This is a genomic window from Nonomuraea sp. NPDC003804 (genome assembly GCF_040610675.1).
Classification (GTDB): Bacteria; Actinomycetota; Actinomycetes; order Streptosporangiales; family Streptosporangiaceae; genus Nonomuraea.
Genome location: NZ_JBEXMT010000011.1, coordinates 1 through 18036 on the forward strand (window position 1 = coordinate 1; position 18036 = coordinate 18036).

Here is an 18036-nt window from a genome sequence, read left to right on the forward strand (position 1 = left end):
GACCGCAGATCGTTCTCGTAGGCGAGGATGACCAGCTGGACCCTGTCCCTGACGCCCAGCTTGGTGATCGCGCGCGAGATGTGCGCGCCGGCCACCCGCCGATCAGCCCTTGTGCCGCGGAGCGGCGGAGCCTACCGGCTTGACGGAGCCGCTCTTGTACACGACAACCTTCTTCATGTCCACCTTCTTCGTCGGACCCCACGAAGAGACCGCGGACGTTCGCGCAGCCGTCCGCGATCTCGTATTGACCGACTCATGTGAACACGGCTGATCATCGAGATCAAGAGAATGTCCGATAAGGGACATTTCCTTACTTAAACGGACATGCCCCGTGCCGGGGCACGGGGCAGCCGAAAACATGTTTGAACGTCAGTCGCCCAGGATCGCGTCGACGAACACCTCGGGGTCGAACGGCGCCAGGTCGTCCGGGCCCTCGCCCAGGCCCACCAGCTTCACCGGCACGCCCAGCTCGCGCTGCACCGCGATGATGATGCCGCCCTTGGCCGTGCCGTCGAGCTTGGTCAGCGCGATGCCGGTGATGTTGACCACCTCGGCGAAGACCTGCGCCTGCCGCATGCCGTTCTGGCCCGTGGTGGCGTCGAGGACCAGCAGCACCTCGTCGACCGTGGCCTTCTTCTCGATGACCCGCTTGACCTTGCCGAGCTCGTCCATCAGGCCCGTCTTGGTGTGCAGGCGGCCCGCGGTGTCGACGATGACCACGTCCGCCTTGTCGCCGATGCCCTTGGAGACCGCGTCGAAGGCCACCGAGGCCGGGTCGCCGCCCTCGGGGCCGCGCACCACCTCGGCGCCGACCCGCTCGCCCCAGGTCTGCAGCTGGTCGGCCGCCGCGGCGCGGAAGGTGTCGGCCGCGCCGAGCACGACCTTCTTGCCGTCACCGACCAGGACGCGGGCCAGCTTGCCCGTCGTGGTGGTCTTGCCGGTGCCGTTGACGCCGACGACCAGCGCGACCGCCGGGCGCTCACCGTGCTTGCCCACCCGGAGGGTCCGGTCGAGCTCGGGGTCGATCTGCTTGAGCAGCTCCTCGCGCAGCAGCCCGCGCACCTCCTCCGGGGTGCGGGTGCCCAGGACCTTGACCTTGGTGCGCAGCTCCTCCACCATCACCTGGGTCGGCGCGATGCCGACGTCGGCGGTGATGAGGCTCTCCTCGATCTCGTCCCATACCTCGTCGTCGAGCCTGTCGCGGGAGAGCAGCTCCAGCAGGCTCTTGCCCAGGACGCTCTGCGAACGGGCGAGGCGTGAGCGCAGCCGTACCATCCGGCCCGCGGACGGTGGAGGGATCTCCACCTCGGGCTTCTTGATGAGCGGCTCAGCCGGCTTGACCGGAGGCGGCACCGTGGTCGTGGCGCCTTCCTCCTCGGGCTGCGCCCGCTCGGCCTCCGGCTCGGGGGCAGGCTTGACCTCGGGCGCCTCGACCGGCGGAGGCACGGCCTTACGCCCCGGTCTGTACAGGAAGAACATGCCGCCGACCGCCAGAACGGCGACGGCGATCACGATCACGATGATGCCGAGGTATTCACTCACAGCAACTCAGTTTTCCAGATCGTCCGGGATGGTCACGCCCCGCAATGCCACGTGCTGTACAAAATCAGACGTTCTCCCTCAGACGCTGAGAGACCACCTGGGTGACGCCGTCGCCGCGCATCGACACGCCGTACAGGGCGTCGGCGATCTCCATCGTCCGCTTGTTGTGCGTGATGACGATCAGCTGGGAATTCTCCCTCAGCTCCTCGAACAGCGTCAGCAGGCGTTGCGTGTTGGTGTCGTCGAGCGCCGCCTCGACCTCGTCCATCACGTAGAAGGGCGACGGCCGCGCCTTGAAGATGGAGACCAGGAACGCGACCGCCGTCAGCGACCGCTCGCCGCCCGACAGCAGCGACAGCCGCTTGACCTTCTTGCCCGGCGGCCTGGCCTCCACCTCGATGCCCGTGGTCAGCATGTCGCTGGGATCGGTCAGGATCAGCCGCCCCTCCCCGCCGGGGAAGACGCGGGTGAAGATCTGCTCGAACTCCCTGGCCACGTCCTCGTAGGCGGAGGCGAACATCTGCTCCACCCTGTTGTCGACCTCCTGCACGACGGTCATCAGCTCGCGCCGCGTCTTCTTGAGGTCCTCGAGCTGGGAGGTCAGGAACGCGTGGCGCTCCTCCAGCGCCGCGAACTCCTCCAGCGCCAGCGGGTTGACCTTGCCGAGCTGGTTCATCTGCCGCTCGGCGGCCTTCATCCGCTTCTCCTGCTCCTCGCGCACGTAGGGAACGGGCGGGTCGCCGGGGACGAGGGCGGCGGGGCCGTACTCGGCGATCAGCGCCTCGGAGGAGATGCCGAACTCCTCCAGCGCCCGCTCCTCCATCTGCTCGAGCCGCATCCGCTGCTCGGTGCGGGCCATCTCGCTGCCGTGCACCCTGTTGACCAGCTTGTCGAGCTCCTGGCCGAGCTCCCTGACGCGCAGCCGTACCTGCTTGAGCTCGGCGTCGACGGCCACCCGCGCCAGGTCGGCCTCGTCGCGCTCCCGCGCGGCCAGCTCGATCGAGGCCGCCAGGGCCCGCAGCACCTGCTTGGCGCCGCGCACCACCGAGTCGGCGACCGCCGCCTGCCGCCTGCGCCGCTCCCGCTGCGCGGCGGCCGTCAGCCGCTCCTGGCGCTCGCGCTGGGCGGCCCGCAGCAGCCCGTCGGCCCGGCCCGCGATGCCCTTGACCCGCTCCTCGGCCGTACGGACCTGCAGCCGGGTCTCCATCTCGGCCTGTCTGTCCAGCTGGCAGGCGGTGGCCAGCTCGTCGCGCACCTCGGTGGTCGGCTCGGTCTCCAGCTCCTGGGCGTACTCGGCCTCGGCGAGCTCGATCTCCAGCTCCGACAGCTCGGCCAGCCCCTCCTCGCGCGCCTCCTGCGCCGCGCGCACGCCGGCCGCCAGGCGCTCGGACTCCTCGGCCGCCGCCGTGGCCGCGGCGCCCAGCTGGGCCAGCCGCCTGGCCGCCGCCGCGCCGGCCTGGTCGGCCTCGCGCTGGCGGGCCCTGACCCGGTCGAGCGCGCTCTGCGCGGCGCTCACCCCGGCCTGCGCGCTCCCGGCGGCGCTCTGCGCCTCGTTGACGTGGGACTGCGCGGCCTCCAGCGCGGCCTGCGCGGCCAGCTCGCCGGCCGCTGCCGCCTCCAGGTCGACCGCCGTGCGCTCGGCGCGCTCCCTCGCCTCCTCCAGGTCGGCGACGGCGTCGTCGAGCGCGGCCCGCACCTGCAGGACGGAGGTGCCGCCCTCGGATCCGCCGCTGGCCAGGTGGGCGCCGACGACGTCGCCGCCCCGCGTGACGGCCCGCACCGCCGGGTGCCGCTCGACGAGGAGGCGGGCCGCCTCGAGGTCGGTCACGACCGCGACGTCCGCCAGCAGATGGTCGACCGCCGCCCGCAGCTGCTCGGGCACACCGACCAGCTCGGCCGCCCACCGGCCCGCGTCCGGCAGGACGGCCCGCCCGCCCGCCGGACCCGCGAGCCCGTCAGGGGCCGCCACCAGCAACGTCGCCTGTCCCGCGTCCTTGGCCCGCAGGTGCTCCAGCGACTCCACCGCCGCGCCGAGCGACTCGACGGCGACCGCCTCGGCCACCTGCCCGAGGGCGGCCGCGACGGCCACCTCGAAGCCTGGCGTGACCGTCATCGTGGCGGCCAGCGGCCCGAGCACTCCCGGCAGGCCGGCCGCCACCAGCGCGGCCCCGCCGTCGGCGCCCTTGGCCAGGCCCAGCTCCAGCGCCTCGCGACGGGCCTGGAGCGCCGCGACGGACCGCTGCGCCTCCTGGTCGGCGCCGCGTGCCGCGGCGGCCGCGGCCTTGGCGGCCTGCAGCTCCGCGCGCGGCGCGGCCAGCGCCTCCTTGGCCCGCTCGACGGCCTCGCGCGCGGCGTCGGCCGCCGATGCGGCCTCCTCGACGGCCGCCTGGGCCGTCAGCAGCTCCTCGGTGAGCGCCGGATCGACGGCGGGCTCCTCGGCCTCCTGGGCCTGCAGCTCCTCGCGGGCGCGGGCGGCCCGCTCGTCGGCCTCCGCGACCGCCCTGCTCAGCCTGCCGATCTCGTCCTCGGCGGCGCGGGCCCTGCTGCGCGCGGAGTCGACCCGCCCGCGCAGCCTGGCCAGCCCTTCGCGCCGGTCGGCCGCCGCCCTGGCGGCCATCGCCAGGCGCTGCTCCTCCGCCTTCAGCGCGGCCTCGGCCTCCTCGCGCCTGCCCACGGCCGCCTCCAGCAGCTCCTGGGCCTGCTCCAGCGCCGCGGCCAGCTCCAGCTCCTGCTCGCGGACCTCGGCCGCCTCCCGCTCCAGCTCCTCGGGGTCGCGGCCGCGCCGCTCGATCGAGGCGGCGTCGAGGGCGTGCCGGTGGCGCTCGGCCGCCAGGTGCTCCAGACCGGTGAAGCGTTCGCGCAGCGACGCGAGGCGGAAGAAGGTCTCCTGGGCGGCGGTGAGCCTGGGCTGCGCCTCGGCCTCGGCCGCCTCCAGCGCCTCCTCCCGCCGCTGCCCCTCGGCCAGCTCGGTCTCCACCTGGGCCCTGCGCGCCAGGATCGCCGCCTCGTCGGCCGCCTCCCTTTCGAGGGTCTCGCGCAGGATGCACACGTCGTCGGCCAGCAGGCGCAGCCGCGCGTCGCGCAGGTCCGCCTGGATCACGGCGGCCTTGCGGGCGATCTCGGCCTGCCGTCCGAGCGGCTTGAGCTGGCGGCGCAGCTCCGTGGCCAGGTCCTGGGCGCGGGTGAGGTTGGCCTGCATCGCGTCGAGCTTCCGCAGCGCCTTCTCCTTGCGCTTGCGGTGCTTGAGAACGCCGGCGGCCTCCTCGATGAAGGCCCGCCGGTCCTCGGGACCCGCATGGAGAACCGCGTCGAGCTGCCCCTGGCCCACGATGACGTGCATCTCGCGGCCGATGCCCGAGTCGGACAGCAGCTCCTGGATGTCGAGCAGCCGGCAGGTGTCGCCGTTGATCGCGTACTCGCTCTGGCCCGACCTGAACATCAGGCGGCTGATCGTGACCTCGGTGTAGTCGATCGGGAGCGCGCCGTCGCTGTTGTCGATCGTCAGCGTCACCTCGGCCCGGCCCAGCGGCGGGCGGCTGGAGGTGCCGGCGAAGATGACGTCCTCCATCTTGCCGCCGCGCAGCGACTTGGCGCTGTGCTCGCCCATGACCCAGGCGAGGGCGTCGACGACGTTGGACTTGCCCGAGCCGTTGGGGCCGACCACGCAGGTGATGCCGGGTTCGAGGCGGAGGACGGTGGCCGAGGCGAAGGACTTGAAGCCGCGCAGCGTGAGGGTCTTCAGATACACCGAACGCTGCCCTCCCCTGAAACGACTTCGGGAAAGCCTACTGGGCCGCGGACCCGGCCGCTGGTCACCGCGCGTTCCACACGGGACGGGCAGTAAAAACGCCGCCAAGAAAAGGCGGCGGAGAAAATAGCAAGGGACGTCTCTCCGAGACGTCCCTGATGTGGCGCTCCCGATCTCTCAGGTGAGAGCCGGCTCGCGCTCCTGCAGACGGCTGAATGCCTCGTCACGAGTCTGCGCCGCAAGAGCGTCGTTTTGTGCCTGGAGCCGGGTGAGTTCTGCCTCCAGGTCACGGATCCGCTGCTGCAACCGCCGCATCTCCGAGACCATCCGAGGATCAGGACCGCCGACGTGGCCGAGTAGAGCCTTCGCCATGGTAAAGGGTCCTCCACGCTGAGTGACCAGATTGGTTCGCGCACTTGTTGTTCTGCGGGAGGGGTGCGCGTGGTACCTAACAAGAGTCGCATCGGCAGTGTGGGCGGTCAAGTCGAACGCACCGCATGTCCCTTCCGATGGGCACTCCCGACATACAAATATACCCTATTTGGAGCGTTTGACGAAAGGCCTACCGTTCCACAAACCCACTCAAACTACCTCGTGCTTCACTCCAGCGCTCCACAACTCCATCGACTCTGCCCGGGGTGTCGCAACCCTTGAGCAGCTCGACCAGCTTGACGCCCGCCTCCCTGGACCCCTCGGCCACCACTTCCACCCGGCCGTCCGGGGTGTTACGGGCCCAGCCGACCAGCCCCAGCTCCAGCGCCCGCGCCCTGGTCCACCAGCGGAACCCCACACCCTGCACATGGCCCCGCACCCACGCGGTCAACCGTACGTTCTCACTCATGACCCACTCCTGCCTGCTGGAAGGCGCGCACCGACGCCGTCTCCCCCTCCTTGCGCCAGACCAGGCCGAGCACCGAGTCGGGCAACCCCTCGACCGGCACGAACGTGATGTCGTCGCGCCCGTGGTAGGCCGCGGTCGGGGTGCAGAACAGCATGGCACCCCTGTTCAGCGCGACCAGCGTGAGCCCTTCCTGGCTCGTGGAGACCGTACCCGCCGAGGGGATCGGACGGCCGAGCGGCGTCGTCGCAGGCGCGGTCAGCTCGCGCCACCGGCGCGGCGCGGGGCCGTCGAGACCCACGAGCGGCAGCTCGGCCAGCTCCTCCGCCCCGATGCGCGCCCGGCCCGCCAGCGGGTGGCGCGGCGAGAGCGCCACCTTCAGCGGGACCTTGTTCAGCCCCGTCCCCGTCACCAGGTCGGGCTCGTCCACGGGCAGCAGCGTGAAACTCAGATCCACCCTGCCCTCACGCAGCTTGCCGAACGGGTCGGCCATCGGCACCTCGACCAGCTCCACCGCACAGGCGGGATGGCGCCGCTCGAACTCCCTGACCGTGCCGGTGACGACGTCCGTGGGGGTGCCCAGGAAACCCACCCGCAGCACACCCTCGACCCGGCGAGCGGCCGACCTGGCCCTGCCGACCGCGATCGCCAGGCCGTCATAGGCCGGGCGCAGGTCGGCCAGGAAGCGCTCGCCCAGCGGCGTCAGCCGTACCCGCCTGCTGGTGCGGTCGAACAGCCGCGCCCCGATACGCGTCTCCAGCGCCCGTACGAGCTGGCTGACCCGGCCGGGCGACAGGTAGAGGCGTTCGGCGGCCCTGGCGAAGTGCAGTTCCTCGCTGAGCACGACGAAGCACTCCAGTTCCCTGAACTCCATCACGACTCCTTAGCCTGACTAAACCAAGGGTTCGATCCTCGTCATTGTTCCCGCACCCCCGGCCCCCGAAGGCTGTGACCATGACGACGATCGACACCGCCAGGGTGCCCTGGCTCGCCGTGTCCGCCGTGGCGGCGGGCACCTTCACCATCGTGACCAGCGAGATGTTGCCCGTCGGCCTGCTGACGCCCATGGCCGCGACCCTCGGCGTCTCCGCCGGCACGGCGGGGCTGACCATGACGGCGCCGGGCATCGTGGCCGCGCTCTCGGCGCCCCTGCTGACCGTGGTGGCCGGCCGGCTCGACCGGCGCGTGGTGCTGGTCGCGCTCATGGCCCTGCTCGTGGGCGCGAACCTGCTGGCCGCCGTGGCACCCGCCTACCCGGTGATGCTGGCCGCCAGGGTGCTGGTCGGGGTGAGCATCGGGGGGTTCTGGGCGTTCGCCGCCGGCCTGGCCGGACGGCTGGTGCCCGAGCGGCACGTCGGCAGGGCCGCCGCCATGATCGCCGGTGGTGTCGCCGTGGCCTCGGTGCTCGGCGTGCCCGCGGGCACCCTGATCCTCTCGTGGGCGGGGTGGCGGGCGGCGTTCGTGGCGGTGGCGGTGCTCGCCGTCGCGGTCCTGGCCGCGCTCGTCCTGCTGCTGCCGCCGCTGCTGCCCACCCGCGCCGTACGGCCCGCCGAACTCGCCGGCGTCTGGCGCGACCCCGCCCTCAGGACCGTCCTGGTCGCCACCGCGCTCGTGGTGACCGGCCACTTCGCCGCCTACACCTACATCCGCCCGTTCCTCGAGCAGGTCTCGGGCGCCGGCCCCGCGCTGATCAGCGGCCTGCTCCTCGCGTACGGCATCGCCGGCGTCATCGGCAACGCCGGCGCCGGCAACCAGGCGGCCCGCCGCCCGCGAGAGGTCATGGTGGCGCTCGCCGCCCTCATCGCGGTCTCGACGGCCGGGCTGCCGCTCGCGGGCGCCCTGATGATCCTGCTGTGGGGCCTGTCCTACGGCGGCGTCTCGGTGACCGGCCAGCTCTGGGTCATCAGGGCGGACGGCGGCGAGGCGGGCATGGCCATGCTGTCGTCGATCTTCAACGCGGCCATCGCGCTGGGCGCGCTGCTCGGCGGCCGGCTCGTGGACGCCGCGTCGCCGAGCGCGGCCATGGCGTTCGGGGCCGCGCTCGCCCTGCTCACCGCGGCTTACGCTGGCATCTGGGGCAGGAGAAGGACGACCGATTCATGAACGCATCGCGCCTGATCGGCGTGCCGCACCGCGAGCAGGGCAGGTCACGCCTGCCGTAGGCCTCGAGCGAGCGGTCGAAGTAGCCGCTCTCCCCGTTGACGTTGACGTAGAGGCTGTCGAACGAGGTGCCGCCCTGCAGCAGGGCGGCGCTCATCACCTGGCGCACCGCCGCGAGCAGCTCGGCGATCTTGGCTTTCGAGAGCGTCTCCGTGGGACGCGCCCAGTGCAGCCGGGCCAGCCAGAGCGCCTCGTCGGCGTAGATGTTGCCGACGCCGCTGATCAGCGACTGGTCGAGCAGCGCCCGCTTGATCTCGGTGCGTCTGGCCCGGAGCCGGCGGGTGAACAGCTCCTCGTCGAAGGCCGGCTCGAACGGGTCGGGCGCGATGTGCGCGATGGGCTCAGGCACGCCGCCGGCCAGCGAGGTGAGCATCACGTGGCCGAAGGTCCGCTGGTCGACGAAGCGCAGGTCGTTGCCGCCGTCGGCGAACGACAGCCGCACCCTGAGATGCTTCTCCGGCGCGGTGTCCGGCGCGACCACCAGCAGCTGGCCGCTCATGCCGAGATGGGCCAGGATCGCCTCGTCGCCGTCGAGCGGCAGCCACAGGTACTTGCCGCGCCGTTCGGCGGAGACGATCACGCGGTCGGCGACGTCGAAGACGCCCGCCTGCCGGCGCACCGCCCGGGGGTGCAGCACGTCGCTGGCTGCGATCGTCCGCCCGGCGACCCAGGTGGCCAGGCCCCGGCGGACGACTTCTACCTCGGGCAGTTCCGGCATCTAGCCCGCCGGCTGGCTCTCGCGCTGGTCCCGGCGCGCCCTGATGCGGGTCCACGCGGCCTCGGCCGCCTGCTGCTCGGCCTCCTTCTTGCTGCGGCCCTTGCCCGAGCCGTAGGACTCGCCACCGACCCGCACCTCGGCGGTGAAGGACTTGGCGTGGTCGGGACCGCTCTCCTCGACGTGGTACTCGGGCACGCCCAGCGCCTCGGAGGCGGTGAGCTCCTGCAGCGAGGTCTTCCAGTCGAGGCCCGCCCCGAGCGAGGCCGAGCGCGTGATGAGCGGGTCGAACAGCAGGTGGACGACCCTGAACGCCTCGTCGAGACCGAGGTCGACGTAGATGGCGCCGATCAGCGCCTCGAGGGTGTCGGCGAGGATCGACGACTTGTCGCGGCCCCCGGTGCCCTCCTCGCCCCTGCCCAGGCGCAGGAACTTGCCCAGACCGAGCTGGCGGGCCACGTCCGCCAGCGCCCGCATGTTGACCACCGCCGCCCTGAGCTTGGCCAGCTGGCCCTCGGGCAGGTCGGGGTGGTTGCGGTAGAGGGTGTCGGTGACGACCAGGCCCAGCACCGAGTCGCCGAGGAACTCCAGGCGCTCGTTGGTGGGCAGGCCGCCGTTCTCGTAGGCGTACGAGCGGTGCGTCAGCGCCCGCTCCAGGATGTCGGGGTCGAGCCTGACGGACAGCACCCGCTCAAGCTCGTCTCGCGCGACTTCGACGGCAACTGGCTTGGGACCTGTGCCCACGTTCTCTCCTCCTCAGAGCATCTCTCCTGAACGCGTGGGCGAGGGAACTGAGAGATGCCCGAAAACGTGGTGGGCGTCGGGGGCACTGCCCCGGCGTCCACCACGGCCGCGGGCGAACCGCCGCCGCACGCACCTGAGACGGTGACGCCGACCGGGCGCTTTCGCATCCGGTCGGCACTCCGTCAACAGCCGTGAAGAAGCACGACCGCGCCGTGCTCCTTGCTGGAATGTGCGATCAGGCGGACGGCTCGATGACCTGACGGCGGTTGTAGGTGCCGCAGGTCGGGCACGCGATGTGCGGCTGCTTGGGCGAACGGCACTGCGGGCAGCTCACCAGCGCGACAGCAGACGTCTTCCACTGGGCGCGGCGGGAGCGGGTGTTGCTCCGCGACATCTTCCGCTTCGGGACGGCCACGTCACTTCTCCTGATCGTTATCGTTCTCGGAAAACAGACCTTGCAACGACGCCCAGCGAGCGTCGATCTTCTCGTGCCCGTGGTCAGCGCCGACCTCGGCCAGCTTGACCCCGCACTCCACGCACAACCCCTGGCAGTCTTCACCGCAGACCGGGCTGAGCGGCAGTGCGAGCACCACCGCGTCGCGGAACGTCGGTTCGAGGTCGAGAAGGTCACCGTCAAGCAGTGAGTCCTCCTCCGAGGCGTCCTCGTCGGTGTAGAAGAACAGCTCCTGCACGCCGACCTCGATCTCCGAAGAGAGCGGGTCGAGGCACCGTACGCACTCCCCCGCGAGGGGCGCGCGTGCGGAACCCGTGACGAGCACGCCTTCCATCACTGCTTCAAGCCGGATGTCCAGCTCGACTTCGGCGTCCTTGGGGACACCGATCATGTCGACGCCGAGATTCGCCGGTGCCGGGAGGGACAGGGTCATCCGCCGCATCGAACCCGGCCGCCTGCCCAGGTCATGAGTGGAGATCACCCACGGGGCGCGGGGGTCGAGGTGCTGAGTCATCCTGCTCTCGCTAGGCATGGCGAAACCGTCGCCGTCGTACAAGGCCAGATAGAAACGATACCAGGCGCCGGTCAGCCCCTGAGCCGTTCGATCAAGAGCTTGTGCACGAGATCCGGGACGAGCCCCGAGACATCGCCGCCGTAGCGGGCGATCTCCTTCACTCGCGACGACGACAGGAACGAGTATTCCGGGTTCGTCGGCATGAAGAGCGTCTCCACGCCGGACAGCCGGTAGTTGAGCTGCGCCATCTGCAGTTCGTAGTCGAAGTCGCTGACCACGCGGATGCCCTTGACGATGGCGGGGATGTCGTTCTGGCGGCAGAAGTCGACGAGCAGGCCGTGGAACTTCTCGACCCTGACGTTGGGATACTCCTTGGTCACCGTCTGGAGGATGTCGATGCGCTCCTCCACGGTGAACAGGCTCTTCTTCTCGATGTTGATCAGAACGGCGACCGTCACCTCGTCGTACAGCCGGGCGGCCCGGCTGATGATGTCGAGGTGTCCGTTGGTGATGGGGTCGAACGACCCCGGGCACACTACGCGGCGCACATCGCCTCCCACGTTTACGGGTTCCCGGCGGCGCGACCGTACCAAACGGCCGCTTCGCCGTATCGACGGACCCTCTCCTCCTCGTAGCCCGGGGGCCACACCAGGTCTTTTCCCCTGCTCTCGCGTTCCACCGCGACCAGCGCGCCCGGCGCGAGCCACCCGTTGTCGCGCAGCGACTCCAGGACCCTCGTCACCTCCTCGCCGGTGACGGCGTAGGGCGGATCGGCGAAGACGATGTCGTACGGCTCGCCCGGCCTGGCCAGCAGCCGCTCCACCTTGTCGGCCACCACGCTCGCCGCCTCGAAACCCAGGTCCCTGACGTTCGCCTTGATCGTCCTGACCGCCCTCGGATCGGCCTCGACCAGCAGCGCGTGGGCCGCGCCCCTCGACAGCGCCTCGAGCCCGACCGCGCCCGAACCGGCGTACAGGTCGATCACCCGCGCGCCCTCCAGCCCGTGCAGCGCGTCGAGGGTCGAGAAAATCCCTTCTCTCGCCCTGTCACTGGTAGGCCGCGTCGTCCTGCCCTGCGGCACGGCCAACCGCCTGCCACCCGCGCTTCCCGCGATGATCCGCGTCATGCCGCCCATTCTTCCGCATGTCCGTGCAGGTCAAGAGTGGACAAGTGTCTGCCTCGACTGCGCAAGGGTCGTAGCCACGCCCCGTGACGGCCAGCATGATGATGACTGCGACCTTCGAGGTGACCCACATGAAGGTCGACCGGCGTGATCGTGAGCCCTTCCGCACGCCGGTTCCCTCGGCACCTGACCCGAGGGTGGGCCCAGCCGGGGACGGCATTCGGGGGGAGGCCGTCCCCGGCGCTGGGCGTTTTCATGGTCATCGTGTACGGCGAAGCCGAGTCTCGGCCACCGCCGTCACGGGTGGCCGTCCGTCCTTCACGCCACTCCAACTCACCGGCGCGCCCCGAGCCGCCGATCAGGTCTTCTCCAGGAAGTCGGCCTTCTCGTCGCCCAGGAGACGCTCGATCTCCGCCCGGAGCCCCTGGTGCGCCGACAGCGAGGGGTCTGCCTCCAGCAGGGCCGCCGCCTCCTGACGGGCGGCGACGATCACCTCCTCGTCGCGCAGCAGCTGCAGCATCTTCAGCGACGAGCGCTTGCCCGACTGCGCGGCCCCCAGCACGTCGCCCTCGCGCCGCTGCTCCAGGTCGACACGCGACAGCTCGAACCCGTCGAGCGTGGCGGCCACCGCGTCGAGGCGCTCGCGGGCCGGCGTGCCCGTCGCGAACTCCGTCACCAGCAGGCACAGCCCCGGCAGCCCGCCCCGGCCGACCCGCCCTCTGAGCTGGTGGAGCTGGGAGACGCCGAACCGGTCGGCGTCCATGATGATCATGACGGAGGAGTTGGGGACGTCGACGCCCACCTCGATCACCGTCGTCGCCACCAGCACGTCGACCTCGCCACGGGAGAAGGCCCGCATGATCGCGTCCTTCTCCTCGGGCGGGAGCTTGCCGTGCAGCACCTCCACCCGCAGCCCGTGGAGCGGCCCTGAGGCGAGCATCTCGGCCACCTCGAGCACGGCGAGCGGCGGTCGCTTGTCGTCGTCGGAGGCGGCCAGGTCGCCCTCGTCGCCCTCCAGGTCGCCGATGCGCGGGCACACGATGTAGGCCTGGCGGCCCAGGCCGACCTCCTCCCGCACCCGCTCCCAGGTGCGCTCCAGGTAGTGGGGTTTCTCGGCGGCGGGGACGACGTGGGAGGTGATCGGCGCGCGGCCCGACGGGAGCTGCGAGAGCGTCGAGACCTCCAGGTCGCCGAAGACGGTCATCGCGACCGTGCGCGGGATCGGCGTGGCGGTCATGACCAGCACGTGGGGCCGCCCGCCGGAGACCTTCTCGCGCAGCGCGTCACGCTGCTCGACGCCGAACCTGTGCTGCTCGTCGACCACGACCAGGCCGAGGTCGGCGAACTGCACGTGTTCCTGCAGCAGCGCGTGGGTGCCGACGACGATGCCCGCCGTACCCGACGCGGCGTCGAGGAGGGCGACGCGGCGCGCGGCCGCGCCCATGGAGCCGGTGAGCAGCGCCACCGTGGTGCCGCCGAACATGCCGCCCGTGGCCAGGTCGCCCAGCATCGCGGTGATGGAGCGGTGGTGCTGCTGGGCCAGCACCTCGGTGGGCGCGAGCAGCACCGCCTGGCCGCCCCCGTCGACGACCTGCAGCATCGCGCGCAGCGCCACCACCGTCTTGCCCGCGCCCACCTCGCCCTGCAGCAGCCGGTGCATCGGGTGCGGCTGGGCGAGGTCGGCGGCGATCTCCTCGCCGACCGCCGCCTGCCCCTCGGTCAGCGAGAACGGCAGGCGCTCGTCGAAGGAGTCGAGCAGGCCGCCCGCCACCCGCGGGCGCGCCTTGGCCGGCCAGGCGACCGCCGCCCGCCTGCGCTGCAGCAGGACGGACTGCAGGACGAACGCCTCGTCGAACTTCAGCCGCTTCTGCGCCCGCACCACGTCGCCGAAGTCCTTCGGCCGGTGGACCGCCTCCAGCGCGTCGGCCAGGTCCGGCAGCTTGTGGCGGCGGCGCAGCTCCAGCGGCAGCGGGTCGTCGAGCGGGCCCAGGGTGTCGAGGACGACCCCCACCGCCCTGCGGATCGCCCACGGGGTGACGTCCTTGCCTGCCGGGTAGATCGGCACCGGCGCCGCCGCGAACTCCTCCGCGCTCGCCTCGGCCTCGTCCTCGAACAGCTCGAACTCGGGGTGGCTGAGCTGCCAGCGCGGGGTGCCGCGCGCGCCGAACAGGCCGACCTTGCCGGCGAACATGCCGCGCCGGCCGGTCCGCAGCCGCGACTCGGCCACGTGGGAGCCCTTGCCGAAGAACGACAGGTAGATCTTCTTGCCGGTGCCGTCGACGACCTCGACCTCGAGCCACGTGCCGCCCCTGTTGCGCATGGGCTTGCGCATCAGCCTGGTGACCTCGCCGACCACGGTGACGTGCTCGTCGACCTCGAGCGCGTCGAGCGAGGTGAGCTCGCCCCGCTCGGCATAGCGGCGGGGGTAGTGGCGCAGCAGGTCGCCGACGGTCTCCAGCTCCAGGACGCTCTCCAGGAGCTTGGCGGTCTTGGGATCGAGCGCCTTGGACAGCGGCTCGTCGAATCGACTCACGTCAACCAGTTCTACCGCCTGAGACCGACAGGATATTCACTCGACACCGATGAGCAACGGGTAACCGCCCTGCTCGCCCTCGTGGACGGCGACCTCCACGTCCGGTCTGGTCCGCGTCAGGAAGCCGGTCACCGCCTCGGCGAGCCGTTCGGGCGCGTCGGCTCCGGTGACGAGCGTGACCAGCTCGCCGCCGCCGGCCACCATCCTGCCGACGATCCGCTCGGCGACCTCGGCCAGCGTGTCGCCGATGAGGGCCACGTCGCCGTCGATCATGCCCAGCACGTCGCCGGGCCTGCACAGGCCGGCGCTGGTGAGCACCTGCCGGTCGGCGACGGTCAGGTGGCCGTAGCGGGTGTGGCCGGCCGCGTCCGTCATGGCCACCACGTCGTCGTCGAAGCGGCGCAGCGGATCGTGGACGGCCAGCGCCGCCAGGCCCTGCACGGTCGCCTTGGTCGGCAGCACGCTCACCACCACGCCGTCCTCGCGCGCGATCTCCGCCGCCGCGACGGCGACCGCCCGCACGCCCTCGTCGTTCGGCAGCACCGCGACCTCGCTGCCCGATTCGCGGATCGCCGCCAGCATCACCGGCAGCGACGGGCTGGAGCCCGGCTCCCGCCGTACGACGACGGCGCCGCACTCCTCGAACAGGGCCGCGATGCCCGCGCCCGCGGCCACCGCCACCACTCCCCTGCCGCCCGCGGCCCGGTGCGTACGGCCGGGCGCGGCCAGGTAGGTCACCCTGATGCGGTGCGGCCTGCCCACCCGCAGCGCCGCCTCGATCGCCTGGCCTGCCTCGTCGACGTGCACGTGGACGTTCCACAGCCCGTCGCCGCCGACCACCACCAGGGAGTCGCCGAGCGCGTCGAGCTCGGCGCGCAGCTTGCCGACCGCCTCGTCGTCGGCGTCGAGCAGGTACATCACCTCGTAGCCTGCGCCCGACTCGGTCATCGGGGTCACGCGCCGTGTCGGCGCGGGCACGTCGTAGCGCTGGGTGTAGGAGTCGGTGACGACCTCGGCGAGCGCCTCCATGATGATCGCCACGCCGGCGCCGCCCGCGTCGACCACTCCGCTGCGGGCCAGCACGTCGAGCTGGTCAGGCGTACGGCGCAGCGCCGTCCGCGCCTGTGCCGCCGCCCGCCGCGCGGTCGCGTCGAGATCGCCGTCGCCCGGGTCCGCGGCGACCGCCTCCAGCACGCTCAGCACGGTGCCCTCGACCGGTCTGGCCACCGCGCCCCTGGCCAGCTCCGCCGCCCTGGTCAGCGCCCCGCGCAGGTCGGCGGCGGTGCCCTCGCGCTCCTTCAGCACCTCGGCCATGCCCCTGAGCGCCTGGCTGACGATGACGCCCGAGTTGCCCCTGGCCCCGACCAGCGCGCCGTACGCGAGGGTCTGCCACACCACGGCGGCCCCGACGTCCTCCGGCAGCGCCTCGACCGCCTCGGCCGCCGAGATCATGGTGAGGTGCAGGTTGGTGCCGGTGTCGCCGTCGGCGACCGGGAAGACGTTGAGCGCGTCGATGTCGGCCCGCGCGGTTCCCAGCGCGTCGGCGGCCAGCCGTACCCAGCGGCGCACCGCGGGCGGGTCGAGAACCTCCATGTGTGCTCCCTCGCGGCCGCGATGCGCTAGCGTTTATTGCGGAGAATATCCCCAACATCCACGTGTTGCCGCGTGAGTTCGCGGTCATGGGCCTGGATCGGATATCCTCGTCTGGCTGGCCGGTTGTCCCGGCATGCCCTCCGCCCGAAAGATCCAAGCGGACTGGGCTTATCGACTGAAAAGGAGCGATACCGTGGCTTCGGTCTGCGATGTCTGCCGTAAGGGCCCGACCTTCGGTAACAACGTGTCCCACTCCCACCGTCGCACCCGTCGTCGTTGGAACCCCAACATCCAGACGGTGCGCGCGGTCGTTGGCGGCACGCCGAAGAAGCTGAACGTGTGCACCTCGTGCATCAAGGCGGGCAAGGTCGCCCGCTAACCTTCACGACTTCCGGAAAGCCCGGCGCTCTCTTGAGCGCCGGGCTTTCGGCGTCTGTGGAGGGAGCTAGACCGCGGGTAGAGGTTTCTTACACCCGGACGAACATCTGCTCGAAGAGCGGTTTGCGTCACGCTCAGTGTGGTCTCTATGGTCAGCGCGTGACGATCACGCTAACCCCCCGCCACAATATGATCAAGAAGATAGGCGTCACCCTCCCCGGCGACCTCTACGCCTGGATGCAGGACATGGTCGAGCAGGGTCACGCCGACTCGGTCTCCGGTCTCATCATCGAGACGCTCGCCTCCCGGCGGCAGCTGGCCCAGCTGGCCATGCTGGTCGCCGACCTGAAGGAGGAGTTCGGCGAGCCGGGGCCCGAGGCGAAGGCCTGGACGCGGGAGGCCCTCGAACGGGCCAGGGCCGCGCGCGAAGGCAGGTTGCCGACCGACGGGCAGGAGTCGTGATGACACCGGAGCCGGCGGAGCGCTTCGTTCTCGACTCCGGCGCGCTGATCCAGCTCGAACGAGGCGACCAGCGGATGATCGAGCTGTTCAGCCAGGTCCTCGAAGGCCAGATCGTCGTCACGATCCCGCGCATGGCGCTGGCCGAGGTGCGCCGTACCGGCCTGCGGCACTCCAGGCTGGCGGCCCTGGTGAAGCTCGCCGACGCGCCCGCCGCCACGCGCGTGGTGCTCGACGAGCTCACCCCTCAGCGCGCGAAGGAGATCGGCAAGAAGATCGGTGAGTGCGGCCACGACGACATCGTCGACGTCAACGTCGCCCTGTGCGGCAGGAGCCGGGTGAGCAAACGGGTCGACTGCACGGTCGTCACCGCCGATCGGGGCGGTCTGGTGCGCGTCGACCCCGAGCTGGCCCACGCCATCACCGACATCTGACCGCTACTGGCGCCACATCCACGCGTGGTCGACCGGACCGATGCCGTCGCCCAGGGGGAAGCCGCGGGCGATCGCGCCCGTGACGTACTCCTTGGCCTTGCCGACCGCGGTCGGCACGTCGTCGCCGAGCGCCAGCCGGGAGGCGATGGCCGAGGCAAGCGTGCAGCCCGTGCCGTGGGTGTGCCTGTTGTCCAGGCGCCGCGCGCTGAAGCGGTACTCCTCCGTGCCGTCGGTCAGCAGGTCGACCGGCTCGCCGGGCAGGTGGCCGCCCTTGATGAGGGCCCACGCGGGACCGAGCGCGAGGATGGAGTCGGCGGCGCGGCGCAGGTCGCCCTCGTCCTCCACCTTGACCGAGGTGAGCTGCTCGACCTCCCACAGGTTCGGGGTGACCACGGTCGCGATCGGCAGCAGCCGCGTCTTGATCGTGTCGATCGCCTCAGGGACGAGCAGCGGGTCGCCGTGCTTGGAGACCCCGACGGGGTCCACGACGACGGGCGCCCCCGCCGCGGCCAGCGCCTCGGAGACCGTCTCGACGAGGACCGGCGACGCCAGCATGCCGGTCTTGATCGCCTGCGCGCCGATGTCGCTGAGCACCGAGTCGAGCTGGGCGCGCACCGCCTCGGGCGGCAGCTCCCAGTACCCCTGCACACCCAGTGAGTTCTGCGCGGTCACGGCGGCGATGACGCTCATGCCATGGACGCCGAGCGCCAGCATGGTCTTGAGGTCCGCCTGGATGCCGGCGCCGCCACCGGAGTCGGATCCGGCGACGGTGAGTACGCGGGGAGGGGTCATGGCATCCAT

At 71.4% G+C, this 18036-nt stretch carries 18 protein-coding genes; 4 read left to right on the forward strand and 14 right to left on the reverse strand.

The window, feature by feature from the left end; genetic code table 11:
* Positions 1-369: 369 nt before the first annotated feature.
* From ftsY to ABZX22_RS16870, 5 genes are all read right to left on the reverse strand, one after another.
* Complete coding sequence (gene ftsY / locus ABZX22_RS16850) at positions 370-1542, reverse strand: signal recognition particle-docking protein FtsY (RefSeq protein WP_354909537.1); 1173 nt, start codon at positions 1540-1542, stop codon at positions 370-372.
* A gap of 64 nt (positions 1543-1606) precedes the next feature.
* A complete protein-coding gene (smc, locus tag ABZX22_RS16855; RefSeq protein ID WP_354909539.1) occupies positions 1607-5290 on the reverse strand; it encodes a chromosome segregation protein SMC in 3684 nt (1227 codons plus the stop codon).
* A 177-nt stretch (positions 5291-5467) separates the two neighbouring features.
* Positions 5468-5662, reverse strand: a complete 195-nt coding sequence (locus ABZX22_RS16860) for a hypothetical protein (RefSeq protein WP_183656443.1) — start codon at positions 5660-5662, stop codon at positions 5468-5470.
* A 190-nt stretch (positions 5663-5852) separates the two neighbouring features.
* Positions 5853-6131: an acylphosphatase gene (locus tag ABZX22_RS16865; RefSeq protein ID WP_354909542.1), complete on the reverse strand. Its 279-nt coding sequence runs from the start codon at positions 6129-6131 to the stop codon at positions 5853-5855.
* A complete protein-coding gene (locus ABZX22_RS16870) occupies positions 6124-7002 on the reverse strand; it encodes a LysR family transcriptional regulator (RefSeq protein ID WP_354909544.1) in 879 nt (292 codons plus the stop codon). The genes ABZX22_RS16865 and ABZX22_RS16870 overlap by 8 nt, the downstream gene beginning before the upstream one ends.
* An 80-nt stretch (positions 7003-7082) precedes the next feature.
* Here ABZX22_RS16870 and ABZX22_RS16875 point away from each other — a divergent pair, with 80 nt between their 5' ends.
* Positions 7083-8231 (forward strand): MFS transporter, encoded by a 1149-nt coding sequence (locus tag ABZX22_RS16875; RefSeq protein ID WP_354909546.1) that lies wholly within the window; start codon positions 7083-7085, stop codon positions 8229-8231.
* Here ABZX22_RS16875 and mutM read toward each other — a convergent pair.
* The 8 genes from mutM to ABZX22_RS16915 all read right to left on the reverse strand — a co-directional run bounded on the left by mutM (position 8179) and on the right by ABZX22_RS16915 (position 15964).
* Positions 8179-9006, reverse strand: coding sequence for a bifunctional DNA-formamidopyrimidine glycosylase/DNA-(apurinic or apyrimidinic site) lyase (gene mutM, locus ABZX22_RS16880; protein WP_354909548.1), 828 nt, complete (start codon positions 9004-9006; stop codon positions 8179-8181). The genes ABZX22_RS16875 and mutM overlap by 53 nt on opposite strands.
* Positions 9007-9690, reverse strand: a complete 684-nt coding sequence (gene rnc / locus ABZX22_RS16885) for a ribonuclease III (RefSeq protein ID WP_354910052.1) — start codon at positions 9688-9690, stop codon at positions 9007-9009.
* Positions 9691-9982: 292 nt separating this feature from the next.
* Positions 9983-10162 carry a 50S ribosomal protein L32 gene (gene rpmF, locus ABZX22_RS16890; protein ID WP_183656428.1) on the reverse strand — a complete coding sequence of 60 codons (180 nt, stop codon included), beginning with the start codon at positions 10160-10162 and terminating at the stop codon, positions 9983-9985.
* A gap of 1 nt (position 10163) precedes the next feature.
* Positions 10164-10715, reverse strand: a complete 552-nt coding sequence (locus ABZX22_RS16895) for a YceD family protein (RefSeq protein ID WP_354910054.1) — start codon at positions 10713-10715, stop codon at positions 10164-10166.
* Positions 10716-10786: 71 nt separating this feature from the next.
* Positions 10787-11263, reverse strand: a complete 477-nt coding sequence (gene coaD, locus ABZX22_RS16900) for a pantetheine-phosphate adenylyltransferase (RefSeq protein WP_354909550.1) — start codon at positions 11261-11263, stop codon at positions 10787-10789.
* A 14-nt stretch (positions 11264-11277) separates the two neighbouring features.
* On the reverse strand, positions 11278-11841 hold the full coding sequence (gene rsmD, locus ABZX22_RS16905) for a 16S rRNA (guanine(966)-N(2))-methyltransferase RsmD (protein ID WP_354909553.1): 564 nt from the start codon (positions 11839-11841) through the stop codon (positions 11278-11280).
* 355 nt (positions 11842-12196) lie between these two features.
* Positions 12197-14371 (reverse strand): ATP-dependent DNA helicase RecG, encoded by a 2175-nt coding sequence (gene recG, locus ABZX22_RS16910; protein ID WP_354909557.1) that lies wholly within the window; start codon positions 14369-14371, stop codon positions 12197-12199.
* Between the two features lie 36 nt (positions 14372-14407).
* Positions 14408-15964 carry a DAK2 domain-containing protein gene (locus tag ABZX22_RS16915; protein WP_354909559.1) on the reverse strand — a complete coding sequence of 519 codons (1557 nt, stop codon included), beginning with the start codon at positions 15962-15964 and terminating at the stop codon, positions 14408-14410.
* A 193-nt stretch (positions 15965-16157) separates the two neighbouring features.
* On the opposite strand from ABZX22_RS16915, the gene rpmB reads away from it, so the two are divergent.
* The 3 genes from rpmB (at position 16158) to ABZX22_RS16930 (ending at position 17235) form a co-directional block, all read left to right on the forward strand.
* Positions 16158-16343 carry a 50S ribosomal protein L28 gene (gene rpmB, locus ABZX22_RS16920; protein ID WP_354909561.1) on the forward strand — a complete coding sequence of 62 codons (186 nt, stop codon included), beginning with the start codon at positions 16158-16160 and terminating at the stop codon, positions 16341-16343.
* Between the two features lie 158 nt (positions 16344-16501).
* Positions 16502-16804: a hypothetical protein gene (locus tag ABZX22_RS16925; protein WP_354909563.1), complete on the forward strand. Its 303-nt coding sequence runs from the start codon at positions 16502-16504 to the stop codon at positions 16802-16804.
* Positions 16804-17235, forward strand: coding sequence for a hypothetical protein (locus tag ABZX22_RS16930; RefSeq protein WP_354909566.1), 432 nt, complete (start codon positions 16804-16806; stop codon positions 17233-17235). The genes ABZX22_RS16925 and ABZX22_RS16930 overlap by 1 nt, the downstream gene beginning before the upstream one ends.
* 3 nt (positions 17236-17238) lie before the next feature.
* Here ABZX22_RS16930 and thiD read toward each other — a convergent pair whose 3' ends face one another.
* Positions 17239-18027, reverse strand: coding sequence for a bifunctional hydroxymethylpyrimidine kinase/phosphomethylpyrimidine kinase (gene thiD / locus ABZX22_RS16935; protein WP_354909569.1), 789 nt, complete (start codon positions 18025-18027; stop codon positions 17239-17241).
* Between the last annotated feature and the right edge of the window lie 9 nt (positions 18028-18036).